The organism is Pseudomonas sp. Irchel s3f7 (genome assembly GCF_900187615.1).
In the GTDB taxonomy this organism is placed as follows: domain Bacteria; phylum Pseudomonadota; class Gammaproteobacteria; order Pseudomonadales; family Pseudomonadaceae; genus Aquipseudomonas.
In genome coordinates this window covers 19,196-37,104 of the sequence record NZ_FYDO01000021.1, presented here as the reverse complement: position 1 = coordinate 37,104, position 17,909 = coordinate 19,196, and the positions used below count along the sequence as shown (strand labels likewise).

The following is a 17,909-nucleotide window of genomic DNA, read 5'->3' as shown; positions in this document are numbered from 1 at the left end:
TGGGAGCGAGCAGACTCGCTCCCACCGGTTTTTCACCTTACCAACTCATGCGCAGACCCACGGTGCCCGTCGTACCGCTCAGGTCATTGCTGTCCAGATTGAAGCTGTATCCGACGTTGCCATAGACGCTGATATCCGACGTCAGTTTGGCTGCAATCCCCGCATCGATGTCAGCGGATGAAGACTTGTGTTCGGTCTTGATCCGGTCCACATCGTCGTAGGTGACGGTGTCGTAACCACCGAACGTACGCCAGAGGTTGGCCCTCACATACGGTTCCAGCGGGATGTTGTCGGCCTGGTAACGCCCCTTGAAACGGGTACCGAGGCGGCCCGTCCAGTAGTCCTGCGAGTCGAAGGACACGTCGGAAATACCGTCGTTCTGATCATCCAGATCGATCTGCTGGTTGATCACCTGTACCTGGGGTTCCGCAACCCAGTTTTCCGAGATGCGAATGGGGTAACCCGCTTCAGCCGACAGGGTCACGGCATCGCCCTTGGTGTCCATTTTTACCCCGCGCTCGGAACTGTTGTCGCCATCCAGGCGTGACCACATCGCCACGGTATCCACATACCAGCCGGTGGGATCTATCAGGGTCCAGTAGGCCCCGAAGTGATCGCCATCGAGTTTCACCCGGCCCGAGCGGCGGTCCTGAAAGCCTTCGGCAAAACCATCGACATCCCCTTGCAGATGGGTGTGGCCGACGAACAGCCCAGCGCGCTGCAATTGCCCGCCGCTGGTCTGTGAGCCGTACAGGTCATGACCGATCTGGAAGCCCTGAAGTGAGCCATCGAAGCTTGGCGACACGGTGCCGGTCCAGTTTTTCTGCAGGTTGCTGCCATAGGCCCGGCCCCAGCCTGCGGGAACGCTGCCGGTTTCGCCCAGCAGGCTTTGTTCACCCTGGCGTTCATGGAAGGTGCCCAGCGCTTGCAAAACCATCAGTTGCGCAGCGGGAACAACCACGGAATACACCGGCACCTCCACGCGATACAGCGGAATCGGGTCTGCGCCTGCTACTGCCTTAGGGATTGGCGGTGTGGTGGCGGCGGGCGTTGGCGACGTCACTGCGGAGATCTGCGTAGGGGGCGGTTCGGTCGGCTCGGTGGGGACAACTGGGCGTGCGGTCGGTGGTTCGACCGGTGGCTCATCCGGATCCACCACCGGCGCCGGTTGCTCAATGGGTGGCGGGGCAGGCGGTACGGGCGGCGGTGGTGTCACTGCGGGCGGCACCGTGGGAGGTGGCACGGCCACCACCGAGGATCGCAGGTACCAGTTGTTCTCCGAGCCGGCCGTGACGCCACCCTTGAACAGGTAGTACTCGTAGGCCCCCGCCGATAGCGACCCTTTCAAGGCAAAGGCATCGCTGCTGCTGGTGGCGCCATTTTGCGCCTGTACCACTTCGATGCCGTTTTGCCGGGTCAGCCCGCCAAGTCCGCCCAGGTTGGTAATGCCCAATTGGGTATGGCCGCTGATGGTGCCCTGGGATACCCGAAGTTTGTCGCTGGCCGAACTGTCGTCGCCGAGCACCGTTTGCAGCCGTAATTGCCCGCCGTTGCCGACATAGTTGCCATGAACCGTCAGCGAGTCGCTCGCACTGTTGCTGCCGGTGGTCATGTCGATCGTGCCCGCGTTGTTCAGAGTTGCCCATTGACCCGCGGTAAAGGGACGCAGGTTGCCTTGGGTCACGGCCAGGGTGCTGCTGCCATCAATCGAAAACACGCCGGTTGCGGTCGCGCTGTCACCGAGGAAAAAATCCCCGGCCAGGTCGAAGCGTGAGTTGTTAGTGAGGCTCACGCTTTCCCAACCGATGTATCGGGACGGCGTGGCCGAGGTGGTGTTGGCGAAGGTCAACTGATCGTTACCCAGGCCGCCGTCGATGGACGGTGTCGGTGCCAGCAGGGTTTCATTCAGGCCACCGATCAGCGCGGTGTCGTCACCATCGCCCATGAGTACCGCTGAGTTGATCCGGCCGCCGTTCGTCCACGTGAACTGGTCATTGCCGACGCTGGTGCGGATCTCACCATTGATCACACCCCCCGAGACGGTGATGTTGTCGTCGCCGCCGCTGGTGCTGATGTTGCCGCCAATGGTGCCGCCCGAGACGATAATGGTGTCCTTGTCGAACCCTGTGACCAGGTTGCCGTCAATCGTACCGCCAGACATGTCGAAAATATTGGTGTACAGCTTCATGTCGACGCGACCGATTCTACCGGCGGTCATCTTCGCGATATCGCCGTCGACAAACGAGTCGACGATTCTGCCCCCTGTCATCAGGAAGGTATCGCGTCCACCCCCTTGGGCCAGGGACTGGATCTGCCCGCCGGTCATGACGAAATCATCGGTACCTTCATCTTGTATCACCGCGCCGTTGATCTGCCCGGCGGATATTTGAAACGAGTCCGCACCATTACGTTGATCTAGCCTGCCGGTGATGAGGCCGGAGTCCATCACTACGCGGTCAATGCCATCGCCGAAGATGACATTGCCGTCGACGGTGCCGGTTCCATTGGCCGGGAAGGTCAATGTGTTGTTGCCGTCGGTGTCGGTGAGTGAACCACTGGTGCCGCTGTCACAGGTGTAGGAAGTGTCACCGACCCCGCTCACCAAGTTACATGCGGCCTGTGCTTGTTGTAATGCCAAGCTTAATATTGACAATGCTCCTGCCTGGAGCACCCCGATTTTCCTTAATCGAATGGCAAGGTTCATAAGATCTCTTGGTTCTGAAGTTATTATTGATTGTGGGGGAACTGACTTCGAGTTTATGTGTAGCTCATGGATATTAAATCCACAAGTTATTGGGTTTTTTTGGGGCGCGCGTGAACAAACTCGTGTTTGGGGGGGGCAATGTTTCAAACAATCGATGCCCGCTGCACACTCTCGATCCGCGACAAAATCGTATATCAACAGCCTTGTACAAATCTGAGCTGATGTATCGATAAATGCCGGTCCATTTGCGCGGCGTAATTGCAGAGATCAGCGCTACCCGCAAGGCGCGATGGGCCTTGCTGGGGTAATACTCGACTCTGCCGTGATGTGTTAATACTGGCCAGCTCAAGCCAAACTTTTCGCGCCAAAAACTTATTTCTTGTTCAATATCAAATCAAACAAGAACCGACACCTGAATATTTCGGGTTTAATTTCATGCTCAGATAAGGGGCGAATCAGATCGGTATGCAGTCCGTTTGGACCCTGTGCAATATCGGATATTATTCTTTGAACTTTAGATAGTGTCTCAGAGCCATCATCGCATATACATCCAAAGTTCGAAAAAAGCTCTTTCCCGCCTTCATCAGCGTGGCGCAAGAGGATCTGCTCGCGTTGATCGAACGTTTGCTGGCCGGTTATCCGCTTCCTGCCGTGAGTGCTGCGCAGGGCATTGCTTCTGGTTAATAGGAAGCATTACTATTCGCGCTCTATCTTCACAGCACACCGCAATGACCCCCAAGCTGCCCCGCAGACACGGCTTTTTCGAGCATTACGAAGAGTTGGTTGGCACCTGGACCCGTCGCCTGAGAAATCGTCAGCAGGCCGAGGACCTGGCCCACGACACTTTCGTGCGGGTGCTCGAGTCGGATTCGGCGAAGGTGGAGCAACCACGGGCCTATCTGCACCAGACCGCACGCAATATTGCGGTGGACGGTTATCGGCGTGAGGACCGGCGGAGCGCCATGGAAACCGAGGCGATTGATCTCAGTGAGTCGCCCACCGGCGACCCGGAGCATTTCATGCAGGCTGTCCAGCTGGCCGACTCCATCGAACGGGCGCTCACCGAGTTACCGGTCAACTGCCGCAAGGTGTTTGTCTGGCAGAAGATCGAAGGCCTGACCCAAGCCGAAATCGCCGAACGCCTGGGACTGTCCAAGAACATGGTGGAAAAGTATATGATCCGCACGCTGCGGCATCTGCGCGACCGACTGGACGGGTTGCAGTCATGATGTGCAGTTGCTTGTGTAGGAGCTGGCGAAGCCTGCGATCTTTTGGCGGCTTTGAGGCCTCTGAAGATCAAAGGATCGCAGCCTTCGGCAGCTCCTGCGCCAGAGTTCGGCGTGAATTCCCATCCCCAGCCAAACAGGAACTTCCATGATGGATACTCGTGATTGCGCGTGTGGGCAAACAGCGGTTCGCGATGATGCGGCGCAGTGGTTTGTGCGGTTGCAGGAACCGGTCGTCGATGTCGAGGTGCGTCGCCAGTTCCAGGTCTGGCTGGATGAACATCCTCAACACCGAAAAGAACTCGATGTGCTCCAGGGGTTGTGGACGGCCGCCGACCTGGTGCCGGCCGCGCGATTGCGGGCTTTGTGTGAAGCGCCACCGGAGCGCCACCCGCGCCGTCCGGTGTTGCGTTACGCGGTGGCGGCCAGTGTGTTGTCCGTGGCCCTCGGGCTGGGTTTGTTCAGTGGGTTGAATCACCCGGCACCGTATACCGCCGCGTTTTCCACAGCCCTGGGTGAGCGACGTCATGTGGCATTGCCCGATGGCTCGGTGGTCGACCTGGACAGCCGCAGCCGGATTCAGGTGCGCTTTGAAAACAATCTTCGCAGCGTCGAGCTGACCGAGGGCGAGGCGATGTTCAGCGTCGAACACGACACCCGTCGGCCCTTTGTGGTCGAGGCCGGCAGCGGCAAGGTCACGGTCACCGGCACCCGCTTCGATGTGCGCCGAGGCAGCCGCGATACCCGGGTGGTGGTGGAGCAGGGCACCGTCAAGGTTCAGGGGCGCGAAGCCGCCGATAGTGAATTCATCAACCTCACCGCTGGCCTTGGCACTCATGTCGACGCCCAAGGCAAGGTCGCTGACGCGTATGCGGTCAACCCGGCCGAGATGACGGCCTGGCGCAACGGCAAACTGGTGTTCAACAACGCCAGCCTGGCCGACGTTGCCGAGCAGGTCTCGCGCTACCGCGAGAAGCCACTGAAAGTTGGCAGCGCAGCGGTGGGCAATCTGCGCCTGACCAGCGTGTTCAAATCCGACAACACCGATGCGCTGCTCAAGGCCTTGCCGAACATCCTGCCGGTGGCCGTGCGCACCCTCGATGACGGCAGCCAGGAAATAATTTCAAAATAAAATTCAGGTTTTTTTCGAGTTCGTCGTCTTCCTGTTCAACTGCAACTGGTTTGCATTAACAGGCGCACACTCTTGCGATCCACAGGACTACGTTCGACGTGAAGAAATCCACCGCTAAAAATAACAAATCCACCTGGTTGCCCCTGGTCCTTGCGCTGGCCGTCAACGTTGCGCTGCCTCAGGCCCACGCGGGCGAAGCGATCCACATTCCGGCGCAACCCCTGGGACAGGCCTTGAGCCAGTTGGGCCAGCAGACTTCGCTTCAGGTGTTCTTCAGCCCCGATCTGGTGGCCGGCAAGCAGGCACCCGCGGTGGACGGCAATATCTCCCCGGAAGAAGCGCTGCGTCAGTTGCTGCAAGGCAGCGGCTTGCAATATCAGATCGATGAAGGTTCGGTGACCTTGATGTCAGCACCGTCCTCGGCGGCCAACGGTCCGCTGGAACTGGGCGTGACCGACATCAAGGTGGTCGGCAACTGGCTCGGCGATGCGGATGCCGCCGTGGTGCAAAACCATCCGGGCGCGCGGACCGTGATTCGCCGCGAAGCCATGGTCGAACAGGGCGCGATGAACGTCGGTGATGTGCTCAAACGCGTCCCCGGCGTGCAAGTACAGGACGCCAACGGCACCGGTGGCAGCGACATTTCCCTGAACGTCGGCGTGCGCGGCCTGACGTCGCGCCTGTCGCCACGCTCCACTGTGCTGATTGACGGCGTGCCCGCCGCGTTCGCGCCTTACGGTCAGCCGCAGCTGTCCATGGCACCGATTTCCTCGGGCAACCTCGACAGCATCGACGTGGTACGCGGTGCCGGCTCCGTGCGTTACGGGCCACAGAACGTCGGTGGTGTGATCAACTTCGTGACCCGAGCGATTCCGGAGAAAGCCTCCGCTGAAATCGGCACCACCCTGGAAACCTCCCAGCACGGTGGCTGGAAGCACATCGACACGGCCTTCATGGGCGGCACCGCCGACAACGGCATGGGCGTGGCGCTGTTGTATTCCGGTGTGAACGGTAACGGCTACCGTGAAAGCAACAACGGCAACGACATCGACGACGTGATCCTCAAGACCCATTGGGCACCGACCGATTACGACGACTTCAGCCTCAATTTTCACTACTACGACGCCAATGCCGATATGCCCGGCGGCCTGACCCAGGCGCAATACGACGCCGATCCGTTCCAGTCCGTGCGCGACTACGACAGCTTCAGCGGCCGCCGCAAGGATGTGTCGTTCAAGTGGATCCGGCAGATCGACGATCGCACCCAGGCTGAAGTGCTGACGTACTACACCGACAGTTTTCGCGGCAGCACCATCGCCTCCCGTGACATGAAGACCCTCAGTTCCTATCCGCGCACCTATTACACATTCGGCATCGAACCGCGGGTGTCGCATATTTTCGATGTGGGCCCGACCACCCAGGAAGTCAGCGTCGGTTATCGCTATCTGAAAGAGGCCATGCACGAGGAGGCCAGCCGTGTGGCGCTGGTCAACAATGAGCCCGTCGTGCGTCCGGGAGCGGACGGCCATGTCTATCAGGACCGAACCGGGGGCACCGAGGCCAATTCGGTCTACATCGACAACAAGATCGACGTGGGCAACTGGACGGTCACCCCAGGCATTCGCTTCGAGCACATCAGCACCGATTGGCATGAACGCCCGGTACTCGACACCGCCGGTAAACCGGTGCAGGAAAAAAAGCGCAGCATCGAAAGCAACGAGCCGCTGCCGGCCCTGAGCGTGATGTACCACATGTCCGATGCCTGGAAACTGTTCGCCAACTACGAAACCTCGTTTGGCGCCCTGCAGTATTTCCAGCTGGGGCAGGGCGGTATTGGCGACAACACGGCCAACGGCCTGGAGCCGGAAAAGGCCAAGACCTACGAAATCGGTACGCGCTACAACGATGACGTCTGGGGCGGTGAAGTGACGCTGTTCTACATCGACTTCGATGACGAACTGCAATACATCAGCAACGACGTGGGCTGGACCAACCTCGGCGCGACCAAGCACCAGGGTATCGAAGCGTCCGTGCACTACGACATGGCCGCGCTGAACCCGATGCTGGACGGCCTGACCGCCAATGCCGGGTTCACCTATACCCGCGCCACTTACGAAGGCGATATCCCGGGCTTCAAGGGGCGTGACTTGCCGTTTTACTCCCGGCAGGTGGCCACCGCAGGGCTGCGCTACGACATCAATCGCTGGACCTACAACCTTGATGCGTTCGCCCAGTCCAAGCAGCGCTCGCCGGGCACCGGTGTGAACGCCGACGGCAGCTTCAACGGCAACTACATCACCGAAGGCACGGCTGACGGTCAATACGGCGACATCCCGGGATACGTACTCTGGAACGCGCGCGCCGGCTATGACTTCGGTCCGCAGGTGTCCAACCTGAAACTCGGCGCGGGTGTGAAAAACATCTTCGACAAGCAGTACTTCACCCGCTCCAGCGACAACAACTCGGGGATGTACGTTGGCGCACCGCGCACGTTTTTTGTGCAGGCCAGTGTCGGATTCTAAAAGCCTTCGCCAGCTCCCTCAGGTGTACACAGTTCCCTGTGGGAGTGGGCTTGCCCGCGAAGACGGCTTAACAGTCGACGAAGATGTTGCCTGATATACCGCTTTCGCTGGCAAGCCAGCTCCAGGGGGCTTCGGTGAATGCGCTGTTTGTCTTCGTCATCGATCATCAATGTAGGAGCTGGCTTGCCGGCGAAGCTTTTCAGACTTTCAACACCTTCCCGCCGACGGCCACCGCCACCAGCAACACCGCCATCAAGGCAAAGGCAAAACTCAAGCTGCTGCCATGGGCGATAAAACCGATCAATGCCGGGCCCGCCAGAATCCCTGCATAACCCAGCGTAGTAATGGCCGGAACCGCAATGCTCTCGGGCATCACAGTCTGTTTGCCCACGGCCGTATACAGCACCGGCACAATGTTCGAGCAACCGGCGCCGAGCAACGCATAACCCACCAGCGCAGCTTCCCAACTCGGCGTGAAGGTGGCCAGCAGCAATCCCGCCGCCGCCACCAAACCGCCGAATACCATCACCCGCGTTGCGCCCAGGCGTCGCACGATCTTGTCACCGGTCAAGCGGCCCGCCGTCATGGTCAGGGCAAACGCCGCGTAACCCAGCCCTGCATACGCTGTGTCGATACCGCGCTCCTGCGCCAGGAACACCGCACTCCAGTCCAGCGCCGCGCCTTCGGCGAGAAACACGATGAAGCACATCCCGCCGATAAACAGCACGATGCCGTGGGGAACGGCAAACGCCGGCCCCGAACTTTCGCTGCCGTAGGGCAGCATGTGCGGCACGGCTTTGGCCAGTGCGATCAGCAGCACCACGTTCACCACCAGTGTTGCATTCAGCGGTGAAAGGCCAAGGCCGAGCAGTGCACTGACACCCGCCGCCCCGGCGATCCCGCCGAGGCTGAACAAGCCATGGAACCCCGACATCATGTTCTTGCCGCTGGCGCGTTCGATGATCACCGCTTGCAGATTGACCGTCGAATCCAGCGTGCCGAGGCCTGCGCCAAACATGAACAGCGCCGCGATCAATGCCGGAATCGACGACACCGTCGCCAACAGCGGCAGGGCGGAGCAGATCAGCAATGTCCCGGCGGTCGCGATCCGTCGACAACCGAAGCGCGTCGCCAGGATGCCGGCCAGCGGCATCGCCAGCATCGAGCCCACGCCAAGGCATAACAACAAAAGCCCCAGGGTGCCTTCATCCAGTGCGGCCCGGGCCTTGGCATAAGGCACCAGCGGCGCCCACGCGGCGATGCCGAACCCGGCGATGAAAAATGCGATGCGCGTGGACATTTGTTCCAGGCGTCCGGGAACGAATGTGGTCTGGGAGTTGAGGCTGGTCATATCAATCCTTGGCAAAAAAACGTCGCGTTTCCAAGGGACAGGGATTAAACGCTGAGGTTCGCTCCGTGTCCGGTTGGTTGCGCGGTGATGCAGGGCGACATCGTTGCACAGCCGCTGCCAGTTTCGCGATATGTTGGGCCCATCCAATGACACGCGGAGGACACCATGGCGCAACGTTACGATGCACGGGGCAATATCTACATCGTGGTGGCGCCTGATGCGTTGCGCCGCCAGGGAATCGATCTGCCCGAACACGCCAGCGACGCTGCGCAACATCGCGAGACCTGGGCGCTGGCAGCCATCGAGATGTTTTGTAGCTGGCCCCCCGGTACGCAACCGCCCGGCGCCAAGGACCATCGCAGTGACGGTTTGCTGGTCGGGCCTTTTCAGACCGCGTCACCCTTCGATCTGCTGATCGTCAACACCGACGGCACCTTTGCCGAGCGCAGTGGCAACGGGCTGACGATTTTTTCCCAGGCCCTCAGCGATCAAGGGTTGTTGGACGAAAGCTGTGAACTAAGGGTTCATCACGACAAGGCGGATACGCCTTCACCCGGCCAGACGTCGGTGAAAGCCGCAGTGGTCGATGGCGTGAAGGGTTTCTGGCTCGATCTGGGTCGACCGGGATTCGGGCCGACGGCGGTCAGCGCTCACGGGGTTGAAACAGTGATGTTGAACGGTCGCGAGCTCAGCCACGTCAGTCAATTGTCGGCATTGAACGACGCCTGGTCGCGCAGTCAGTTCGCGCGGGTCGGCAATCCCCATTGCGTCACCCTCGTGGACAGCGCCGTGGCATTGCCGAGCAATGAGCTGATGCGAGAAGCGGCGTTGGGCGAAGGGTTGACCCGTATCGCCTACGCCATGCCGTCCGGAGCGGGTAAGCCGTGTCCGGCGGGCATCAATCTGCAATGGGCGATGCGGCTGTCCGAGGGGCATATCGAGGCGCGGGTGTTCGAGCGCGGCGAAGGGCCGACCGCTTCTTCGGGCACCAGCGCCACCGCGGTGGCGTGTGCGGCCTGGCGGGTGGGCTGGGTCAGCGCCGGTGAGGTCAAGGTGACGATGCCGGGCGGTACGGCGCCGATTTTGCTGGAAGAGGAAGGGGGAGAGTTGAGTCGGGTGAGCTTGTTTGGTACGGCTCGAATGAGTGATTGATCTTTAGATCCCTATCGCGAGCAAGCTTGCTCCTACAGGTTTGCGAACGACACAAATCCACTGTAGGAGCGAGCTTGCTCGCGATGGGGCCAACCCAGTCAATGCAAAGCTCAGCTCAGCTCAGCTCAGCTCAGACCACTGAACTCCACCACCGGCATCGTCCGCTTCATCAACACCTTGCCGTCGCGCACTGAATACAGCGGCAACCCCTGGCTGCGGATCACTTCATAGTCGCTGTCCGCCGACAAAATCAGCAGGTTCGCCGGTCGCCCGCGCTCCAACCCGTAGCGGTCACCCAGGGCCATGGCCTTGGCGCTGTTGTCGGTGATCAGGTCCAGCGCGCTTTGCAGGTTGCGGTACCCAAGCATGTGGCAGATGTGCAACCCCGCCTCGAGCACCCGCAGAATGTTGCCGTTGCCCAGCGGATACCACGGATCGACGATCGAGTCCTGGCCGAAACACACGTTCATGCCTGCTTCCAGCAACTCGTTGACCCGCGTCACGCCCCGGCGTTTCGGGAAGTTATCAAAGCGACCTTGCAGGTGAATGCTTTCGGTGGGGCAGGAGACAAAACTGATCCCCGAATGCCCAAGCAGGCGAAACAGCTTGGCGCAGTAGGCGTTGTCGTAAGAGCCCATGGCCGTGGTGTGACTGGCGGTGACCCGCGAACCCATGTCGCGGCTGCGGGCTTCTTCGGCCAGCACTTCGAGAAACCGTGAATGCGGGTCGTCGGTTTCGTCGCAATGCACATCCACCAGGCAACCAGTGCGCTCGGCCAGGTCCATGAGGAACTTCACCGAACTGACGCCCTGATCGCGGGTGTACTCGAAGTGCGGAATGCCACCCACCACGTCCGCGCCCATGCGGATCGCTTCCTCCATCAGTTCACGGCCATTGCGGTACGACTCGATGCCTTCCTGGGGGAACGCGACGATTTGCATGTCCACCAGGTGACGGCTTTCCTCGCGCACTTCGAGCATGGCTTTGAGGGCCGTCAGTTGCGGGTCGGTCACGTCGACGTGGGTGCGAATATGCTGGATGCCGTGGGCGGCGAGGCTCTGGATGGTTTTCCGGGCGCGGGTCTTGGTGTCTTCCTCGGTGATCGTCACCTTGCGCTCGCCCCAGCACTCGATGCCTTCGAACAACGTACCGCTCATGTTCCAGCGCGGCTCGCCGGCGGTCAGGGTCGCATCGAGGTGAATGTGCGGCTCGACAAACGGCGGCACCACGAGATTGCCGCCGGCGTCCAGATCGTCCGGCCCCAGGGTCGGGGCCTCGGTCTGGCGGGCGATGTTGCTGATCAGTCCGTTCTCGAGGTGCAACTCATGCAGGCCTTCCTGGTTGCGCAGACGGGCGTTGATGATGTGCATGAGGTGAGTCCTTTTGGAGATCGTGTAGTCGATACGTTAGCCCGACTGCGGCATTCCCCGCCAGTGACATTGATCAGCGTAAAACGACTGTGGGAGCGAGCCGGTTCGCGATAGCCGTTTGTCTGTCACATTGATGTTGAATGTGCCGACGCTATCGCGAGCAGGCTCGCTCCCACAGGGATTTACATTTGTTTTGCCGTGTTACTCGCCGCGATAGATGCAACCGCTGGTGCATGTCTCGTGGATACGGATCGCGCTGAGTTCCGGCAACAACGGCTTGAGTTCGGTCCAGATGAATTTGGCCAGCACTTCGCTGGTCGGGTTTTCCAGGCCGGGGATGTCGTTCAGGTAGTTATGGTCCAGACGCTCGTACAGCGGCTTGAAGATCGCCTTGATCTCCGAGAAGTCGCGAATCCAGCCGGTGTGCGGATCAAGATCGCCGCTCAGGTGAATCGCCACTTTGAACGAGTGACCGTGCAGGCGCCCGCACTTGTGGCCGTCCGGTACGTGGGGCAGGCGGTGGGCGGATTCGAAGGTAAACTCTTTGAAAATTTCCACGATGTTTTTCAGCTCTGTTCAGGTGGCGTCGCCGCAGCGATTCGGGCAGGCGGCGAGTTTACCAGTTTGTCCTGACTAAAGGGTCAGCAAGCGTTCGCCAAGGCGACCGTTGGCGGCCAGTTCAAGGAACTCGTCACCCAGGCGACGGCTTTCATCCATCGTCGCACGCCAGTATTTCTGCCGGCCCGGCGCATCGCCCATGAAGCGTTTGAAGTCATTACGGTCCGGTAACTTGCCGTAGGGCAGGCGCGCCAGGTATTCCTTCGACGGTGCCAGCAACAGCACATTCTGCAGGCGTTCCGGGCAGGCGCGGCGCCATGGCAGGGTTTTGTCGAACCAGCCGGGGATCACCCGGTCGGTGAAGTGCGGATAGAGCACGATGTCATTGCCGCTGTAGGGCAGGTCGAGGTGATAGTCCAGCAGACCGCCGTCACGGAAAGTGCCAACGCCGGCACCCGGCAGGTCGCGCACGCCTTCCATCACCATCGGGATCGAGCCTGAGGCCAGCAAGGCCTGGCGCAGGTTGCCGGTGTTGAGGGCGACGAAGCGTGAGGGGAAATCGTTCAAGGCATCGACCGGCGGTGCCCATCGCGGGTCATGGATGATCAGGCGTTCGAAGTGACGCGCCAGGCGTGCGCGACCGCGCAGGTTGTCAGCGATCACCGAGGACAGTCCCAGACCCAGCCGCCCGCGATGATCGTCCGCGAGCCAACCGTGGCTTTTGACCACCATGATGTTCAAGCGGTAATAGGTGTTGTCGAGGATCGAGGCATCGCGGCCGTCAAGCAGGTCATCGAGCATGCGCTGCGAGCTCTGGCTGATCTGCGCCATGGTCACGCCTTTGGCGAAGTTCTGCTCGGTGTACAACTGCCCGAGGCGCCGGATGCCTTCGGCGGCGTCCGGCAGGCAGGCACTGGCGAAGCGCCAGGAACCCACCGAGGCGCCGATCAGCGACCGCTCCCGGGGCGCCGACGGCAACCACTCGCCGAACAGTGCCAGGTCCAGACCTTGAATCCCCAGCGCCTTCGGCCCGCCCGCCGCGCCGGGCAGGGTGCCGACGTCGGCGGCGTTCAGGCCGTTTTCACGGATACGCGCCAAAGCACGCGGTCCGGCCTTGATCGTCAGTGAAGGAAACTTGATGTGGATGGCGGTCATACCGGTCTCTGTGTCTGTGTAGGTGCTGCCGAAGGCTGCGATCTTTGGAAGTTTTTGCTGACGACTCAAGTGAAATCGAGAAAAAGATCGCAGCCTGCGGCAGCTCCTACAGGGGGTTGGATGTGGCCAATGATGGCCATTCAGTTTCAATTAAGTTCATCCAGTTAACGTGGCTCGCGTACGCAACACCGAAAAGAATACGGAGACACCCATGAAAACCCTGACTGCCCTGTTCACCGCGTCCATCATCGGCTTGGCCGCCAGTGTTACCCACGCCCGTGACCTTGGCCCTGATGAAGCCCTGAGACTGCGTGACGCTGGTACCATTGTGTCTTTCGAGAAACTCAACGCCACCGCACTGGCCAGACATCCCGGCTCGACCGTGACGGAAACCGAACTGGAAGAATCGTACGGCAAGTACATCTACCAGGTGGAACTGCGCGATCCGCAGGGCATTCACTGGGATCTGGAATTAGACGCGGTCAGCGGGCAGATACTCAAGGATCATCAGGATTCGTAATGAAGGTGTTTTTTTCAAACCGATGTTCCGGCGCTCGAATCGCCCTGGTGCTTCTGGCATTTTGCTCGGTGGTGATGGCCCGCGACCTGGATCAGGACGAAGCCCTGCGCCTGCGTCAACAGGGTGTGATCATGCCGCTGGAGCAATTGCTGCAGCAGGCACTGGACCGCTACCCCGACGCGAAACTGCTGGAAGCCGAGCTTGAACAGAAGCACGACGTCTACATTTATGAAGTCGAGTTGCTGACCGCCGAAGGCGTGGTCCGCGAACTGGACTTCAGCGCCACCACCGGCCAACTGATCAAAGACAAGGAAGATTGACCGATGCGTTTGCTCCTGGTGGAAGACCACGTCCCCCTCGCGGACGAACTGTTGGCCGGCCTCAACCGTCAGGGCTATGCCGTGGACTGGTTGGCCGACGGGCGCGATGCGGTGCATCAGGGCAGCACCGAGCCGTATGACCTGATCATCCTCGACCTCGGTTTGCCGGGGATGCCGGGGCTGGACGTACTGGCGCAATGGCGAGCGGGCGGCCTGGCGACCCCGGTGCTGATTTTGACCGCACGCGGTTCCTGGGCTGAACGCATCGAAGGGCTCAAGGCCGGTGCCGACGATTACCTGACCAAACCGTTCCATCCCGAAGAGCTGCATTTGCGCATTCAGGCGCTGTTGCGCCGCTCCCACGGGCAGGTCAATCAACCGACCCTCCAGGCTGCCGGGCTGCATCTGGACGAAGGTCGTCAATGCGTAGTCCGCGACGGCGCCGACATTCAACTGACAGCTGCGGAATTTCGCTTGCTGCGTTATTTCATGCTGCACCCCGAGCAGATCCTCTCCAAAAGCCATCTCGCCGAGCACCTTTACGACGGCGAAACCGAGCGCGATTCCAATGTGCTGGAAGTCCACGTTAACCACTTGCGGCGCAAACTCGGCAAAAGCGTGATCGAAACCCGTCGTGGCCAGGGTTATCTGTTCGGTGGGCAAGCCCGGTGAGGTCGATCCAGCGCCGCTTGAGTCTGGGTTTGATCAGCGTGATGGTGATCGTCGGCCTGGTGCTGGCGCAATCAAGTTTGTGGCTGTTCGAAATGGGTTTGCAGCGCTACCTCGAAGCCGGGCTGCGCAACGACAGCGAGAGCCTGCTGCTGGCGCTGGTGCGAGGCCCGCAAGGCTTGCAGCTGGACGAGCGGCACCTGTCGCCGGCCTATCAGCGGCCATTCTCCGGGCATTATTTCCGCATCGACTTTGCCGACAACCATTGGCGCTCTCGTTCGTTGTGGGACCAGGAACTGCCGCAACTCGATCAGCCGGGCCTGCACAGCAATCTGCAACTGGGGCCCGAAGGGCAGCAACTGTTGGTGTTGCGCACGGACTATCGGCGCCTCGGTCAATCGATTTCCATCAGCGTCGCGCAGGATTACACGCCCGTGCGCGAGAGCTTCCGGCGTATGCAGCAACTGGGTCTGGCGCTCGGACTGGCGGGCTTGCTGCTGATTTTGCTGCTGCAGCGCATCACCGTGCGCCGCGCCTTGCGACCGCTGGAAAAGGCCCGCGAGCAAATCGCGCAGTTGCAGCAGGGCCAGCGTTCGCAACTCGATGATCAAGTGCCGGTGGAGCTGGAACCGCTGGTGGCGCAGATCAACCATTTGCTGGCGCACACCGAAGACAGTCTCAAGCGCTCGCGCAATGCCTTGGGCAATCTCGGTCATGCCCTGAAGACGCCGCTGGCGGTGTTGTTGAGCCTGGCCTCAAGCGAACAACTCGATGCGCACCCGCAACTGCGTAAAGTCCTCAAGCAGCAACTGGAGCAAGTCCAGCAGCGGCTCAATCGCGAGCTCAATCGGGCGCGGCTGTCCGGCGATGCGCTGCCGGGGGCGCTGTTTGATTGCGACGCTGAACTGCCGGGATTGCTCGCAACCTTGAACATGATCCACGGCGAACATCTGGCGTTGAGTTATCGCGCACCGGCCGGTTTGCAGTTGCCGTGGGATCGCGAAGACTTGCTGGAACTGCTGGGCAACTTGCTGGACAACGCTTGCAAATGGGCGGATGCCGAAGTGCGGCTGAGCGTTGTCGAGACGGCCGAGGCGTTCGAACTCAGCGTTGAAGACGATGGCCCGGGCATTCCCGAAAATCGCCGCGATCAGGTGTTCAGTCGCGGCACGCGGCTGGACGAGCAAACCGACGGGCATGGGTTGGGGTTGGGCATCGTGCGCGACATCGTTGACACCTGGGGCGGCCGGTTGTCGCTGCTGGAGAGCGAGTGGGGCGGGTTGAAAGTGCTGATCGAATTGCCGAAGCGCTAAATTCGACAGCTACCTGAATCACCATCATAAAAACACCTTGTGGCGAGGGAGCTTGCTCCCGCTGGACTGCGTAGCAGTCCCTTTTTTGGGGCCGCTTCGCACCCCAGCGGGAGCAAGCTCCCTCGCCACAGGATTTTTTCACGCCCTGTCTCAGGTGTGATGAATCTCCCGATCCTTGGTTTCGGGCATGAAGAAAATCCCCAGCACGGCCGTCATCACCGCGATGACGATCGGGTACCACAGCCCGTAGTAGATATCCCCCGTGGCCGCCACCATGGCGAATGCCACTGTCGGCAGGAACCCACCGAACCAGCCGTTACCGATGTGATAAGGCAGAGACATCGAGGTGTAGCGGATGCGCGCCGGAAACAGTTCCACCAGCCACGCGGCAATCGGCCCGTAGACCATGGTCACGTAGATCACCAGGATGGTCAGGAGCAGCAGCACCATCGGATAGTTGGTCTTGGCCGGGTCGGCCTTCTCTGGGTAACCGGCGTCCTTTAGGGCCTTGGCGAGGTTCGCGGTGAAGGCATCGTTCTGGGCCTTGAAGTCGGCGGCCGGCATGCCGGTGCCCTCGAAGCTCTGGATCACGTTCTCGCCAATGCGCACTTGTGCCACGGTGCCCGGCTCGGCCTTCACGTTCTTGTAGGGGATGGCCCGTTTGGCCAACACGGTCTTGGCCAGGTCGCAGGAACTGGTGAATTTGGCCTTGCCCACCGGGTCGAACTGGAACGAGCACTGATCGGGATTGGCGACCACCGTGACCGGGTTCTTCTCCTGCGCGATGAACACGTCGGGGTTACCGTACTGAGTCAACGCATGGAAGATCGGGAAGTAGGTCAGGGCCGCGATGATGCACCCGGCCATGATGATGCCCTTGCGCCCGATGCGGTCGGACAGGCTGCCGAAGATGACGAAGAACGGCGTGCCGATCAGCAGCGAGCCGGCAATCAGCAAGTTCGCGGTCTGCGGGTCGATCTTCAGCGTCTGCAACAGGAAGAACAGCGCATAGAACTGCCCGGTGTACCAGACAACGGCCTGGCCGGCGGTGCCGCCGAGCAGGGCCATGATCACGATCTTCAGGTTATCCCAGCGCGCGAAGGATTCGGTCAGCGGTGCCTTCGACGATTTGCCTTCGGCCTTCATTTTCAGGAACACCGGCGATTCGTTGAGCTGCAAGCGGATGTACACCGAGACAATCAGCAGCAGGATCGACAGCAGGAAAGGGATGCGCCAGCCCCAGGCTTCGAAGGCTTCAGTGCCCAACACGGTGCGGCAGGTGAGGATCACCAATAGGGACAAAAACAGGCCGAGGGTCGCAGTGGTCTGAATCCATGAGGTGAAAAAACCCCGTTTGCCTTTGGGCGCATGTTCGGCCACGTAGGTCGCCGCGCCGCCGTACTCACCGCCCAACGCCAGACCTTGCAGCAAGCGCAGGGTAATCAGTATGACCGGTGCCGCCACGCCAATGGTCGCGTAGCCCGGCAGCAAGCCCACCACAGCCGTGGAAACACCCATGATCACGATTGTGATGAGGAAGGTGTGTTTGCGCCCGATCATGTCGCCCAGTCGCCCGAACACAATTGCCCCGAAAGGCCGGACGGCAAAGCCTGCGGCGAAGGCGAGCAATGCAAAGATGAAGGAAGTGGTCTCGTTGACGCCGGCGAAGAAGTGCTTGGCGATGATCGCGGCGAGGGAGCCGTACAGGTAAAAGTCGTACCACTCGAACACGGTGCCCAACGACGAGGCGAAGATGACCTTGCGCTCCTCCTTGGTGATCCCGCGATTGGGTGTGCTGCCCGTGGTTGTATTGTCGATTGCCGCCATGAGTGTTCTCCGTAGTGCTTGTTTTAGGCCGGAGTACCTCTCAATTGTTGCCGCACCCTGGCCCTGGGGCTGATGTCATCGGATTACGGA

General features: G+C 60.6%; 14 protein-coding genes. 8 read left to right on the top strand and 6 right to left on the bottom strand.

Features of this window, described 5'->3' with window-relative positions; genetic code table 11:
- Window positions 1–37: 37 nt before the first annotated feature.
- Entirely contained in the window at window positions 38–2,704 is a 2,667-nt protein-coding gene (locus CKW19_RS18575) for an autotransporter outer membrane beta-barrel domain-containing protein (protein ID WP_095059185.1), read from the bottom strand.
- A gap of 728 nt (window positions 2,705–3,432) precedes the next feature.
- Between CKW19_RS18575 and CKW19_RS18570 the strand changes: the two genes are divergently transcribed.
- The 3 genes from CKW19_RS18570 (at window position 3,433) to CKW19_RS18560 (ending at window position 7,584) form a co-directional block, all read left to right on the top strand.
- A complete protein-coding gene (locus CKW19_RS18570) occupies window positions 3,433–3,933 on the top strand; it encodes a sigma-70 family RNA polymerase sigma factor (protein ID WP_095059184.1) in 501 nt (166 codons plus the stop codon).
- A gap of 145 nt (window positions 3,934–4,078) precedes the next feature.
- On the top strand, window positions 4,079–5,062 hold the full coding sequence (locus CKW19_RS18565; RefSeq protein WP_095059182.1) for a FecR family protein: 984 nt from the start codon (window positions 4,079–4,081) through the stop codon (window positions 5,060–5,062).
- Between the two features lie 98 nt (window positions 5,063–5,160).
- The gene (locus tag CKW19_RS18560) at window positions 5,161–7,584 is read left to right on the top strand and encodes a TonB-dependent receptor (RefSeq protein ID WP_095059181.1); all 2,424 of its coding nucleotides are present in this window, start codon (window positions 5,161–5,163) and stop codon (window positions 7,582–7,584) included.
- Between the two features lie 199 nt (window positions 7,585–7,783).
- On the opposite strand, the gene CKW19_RS18555 is transcribed toward CKW19_RS18560, so the two are convergent.
- The gene (locus CKW19_RS18555) at window positions 7,784–8,935 is read right to left on the bottom strand and encodes an MFS transporter (RefSeq protein ID WP_095059179.1); all 1,152 of its coding nucleotides are present in this window, start codon (window positions 8,933–8,935) and stop codon (window positions 7,784–7,786) included.
- Between the two features lie 165 nt (window positions 8,936–9,100).
- Between CKW19_RS18555 and CKW19_RS18550 the strand changes: the two genes are divergently transcribed.
- Entirely contained in the window at window positions 9,101–10,087 is a 987-nt protein-coding gene (locus CKW19_RS18550) for a diaminopimelate epimerase (protein ID WP_095059178.1), read from the top strand.
- Between the two features lie 125 nt (window positions 10,088–10,212).
- Here the strand turns inward: CKW19_RS18550 and codA are convergent, their stop codons facing one another.
- From codA to CKW19_RS18535, 3 genes are all read right to left on the bottom strand, one after another.
- Window positions 10,213–11,457, bottom strand: a complete 1,245-nt coding sequence (codA, locus tag CKW19_RS18545; protein WP_095059177.1) for a cytosine deaminase — start codon at window positions 11,455–11,457, stop codon at window positions 10,213–10,215.
- A gap of 201 nt (window positions 11,458–11,658) precedes the next feature.
- Window positions 11,659–12,015 (bottom strand): 6-carboxytetrahydropterin synthase QueD, encoded by a 357-nt coding sequence (gene queD / locus CKW19_RS18540; protein ID WP_095059175.1) that lies wholly within the window; start codon window positions 12,013–12,015, stop codon window positions 11,659–11,661.
- Window positions 12,016–12,090: 75 nt separating this feature from the next.
- Window positions 12,091–13,170, bottom strand: a complete 1,080-nt coding sequence (locus CKW19_RS18535) for a patatin-like phospholipase family protein (RefSeq protein WP_095059174.1) — start codon at window positions 13,168–13,170, stop codon at window positions 12,091–12,093.
- A gap of 211 nt (window positions 13,171–13,381) precedes the next feature.
- On the opposite strand from CKW19_RS18535, the gene CKW19_RS18530 reads away from it, so the two are divergent.
- From CKW19_RS18530 to CKW19_RS18515, 4 genes are read left to right on the top strand one after another with little or no spacing between them, the layout of a single operon-like run.
- Window positions 13,382–13,690: a PepSY domain-containing protein gene (locus tag CKW19_RS18530; RefSeq protein WP_095059173.1), complete on the top strand. Its 309-nt coding sequence runs from the start codon at window positions 13,382–13,384 to the stop codon at window positions 13,688–13,690.
- Window positions 13,690–14,010: a PepSY domain-containing protein gene (locus CKW19_RS18525; RefSeq protein WP_095059172.1), complete on the top strand. Its 321-nt coding sequence runs from the start codon at window positions 13,690–13,692 to the stop codon at window positions 14,008–14,010. Before CKW19_RS18530 ends, CKW19_RS18525 begins: the two co-directional genes overlap by 1 nt.
- Before the next feature lie 3 nt (window positions 14,011–14,013).
- On the top strand, window positions 14,014–14,682 hold the full coding sequence (locus tag CKW19_RS18520) for a response regulator transcription factor (protein ID WP_095059170.1): 669 nt from the start codon (window positions 14,014–14,016) through the stop codon (window positions 14,680–14,682).
- Window positions 14,679–15,992 (top strand): sensor histidine kinase, encoded by a 1,314-nt coding sequence (locus CKW19_RS18515; RefSeq protein WP_095059169.1) that lies wholly within the window; start codon window positions 14,679–14,681, stop codon window positions 15,990–15,992. Before CKW19_RS18520 ends, CKW19_RS18515 begins: the two co-directional genes overlap by 4 nt.
- Before the next feature lie 150 nt (window positions 15,993–16,142).
- On the opposite strand, the gene CKW19_RS18510 is transcribed toward CKW19_RS18515, so the two are convergent.
- Window positions 16,143–17,819: an MFS transporter gene (locus CKW19_RS18510; RefSeq protein ID WP_095059167.1), complete on the bottom strand. Its 1,677-nt coding sequence runs from the start codon at window positions 17,817–17,819 to the stop codon at window positions 16,143–16,145.
- Window positions 17,820–17,909: the final 90 nt, after the last annotated feature.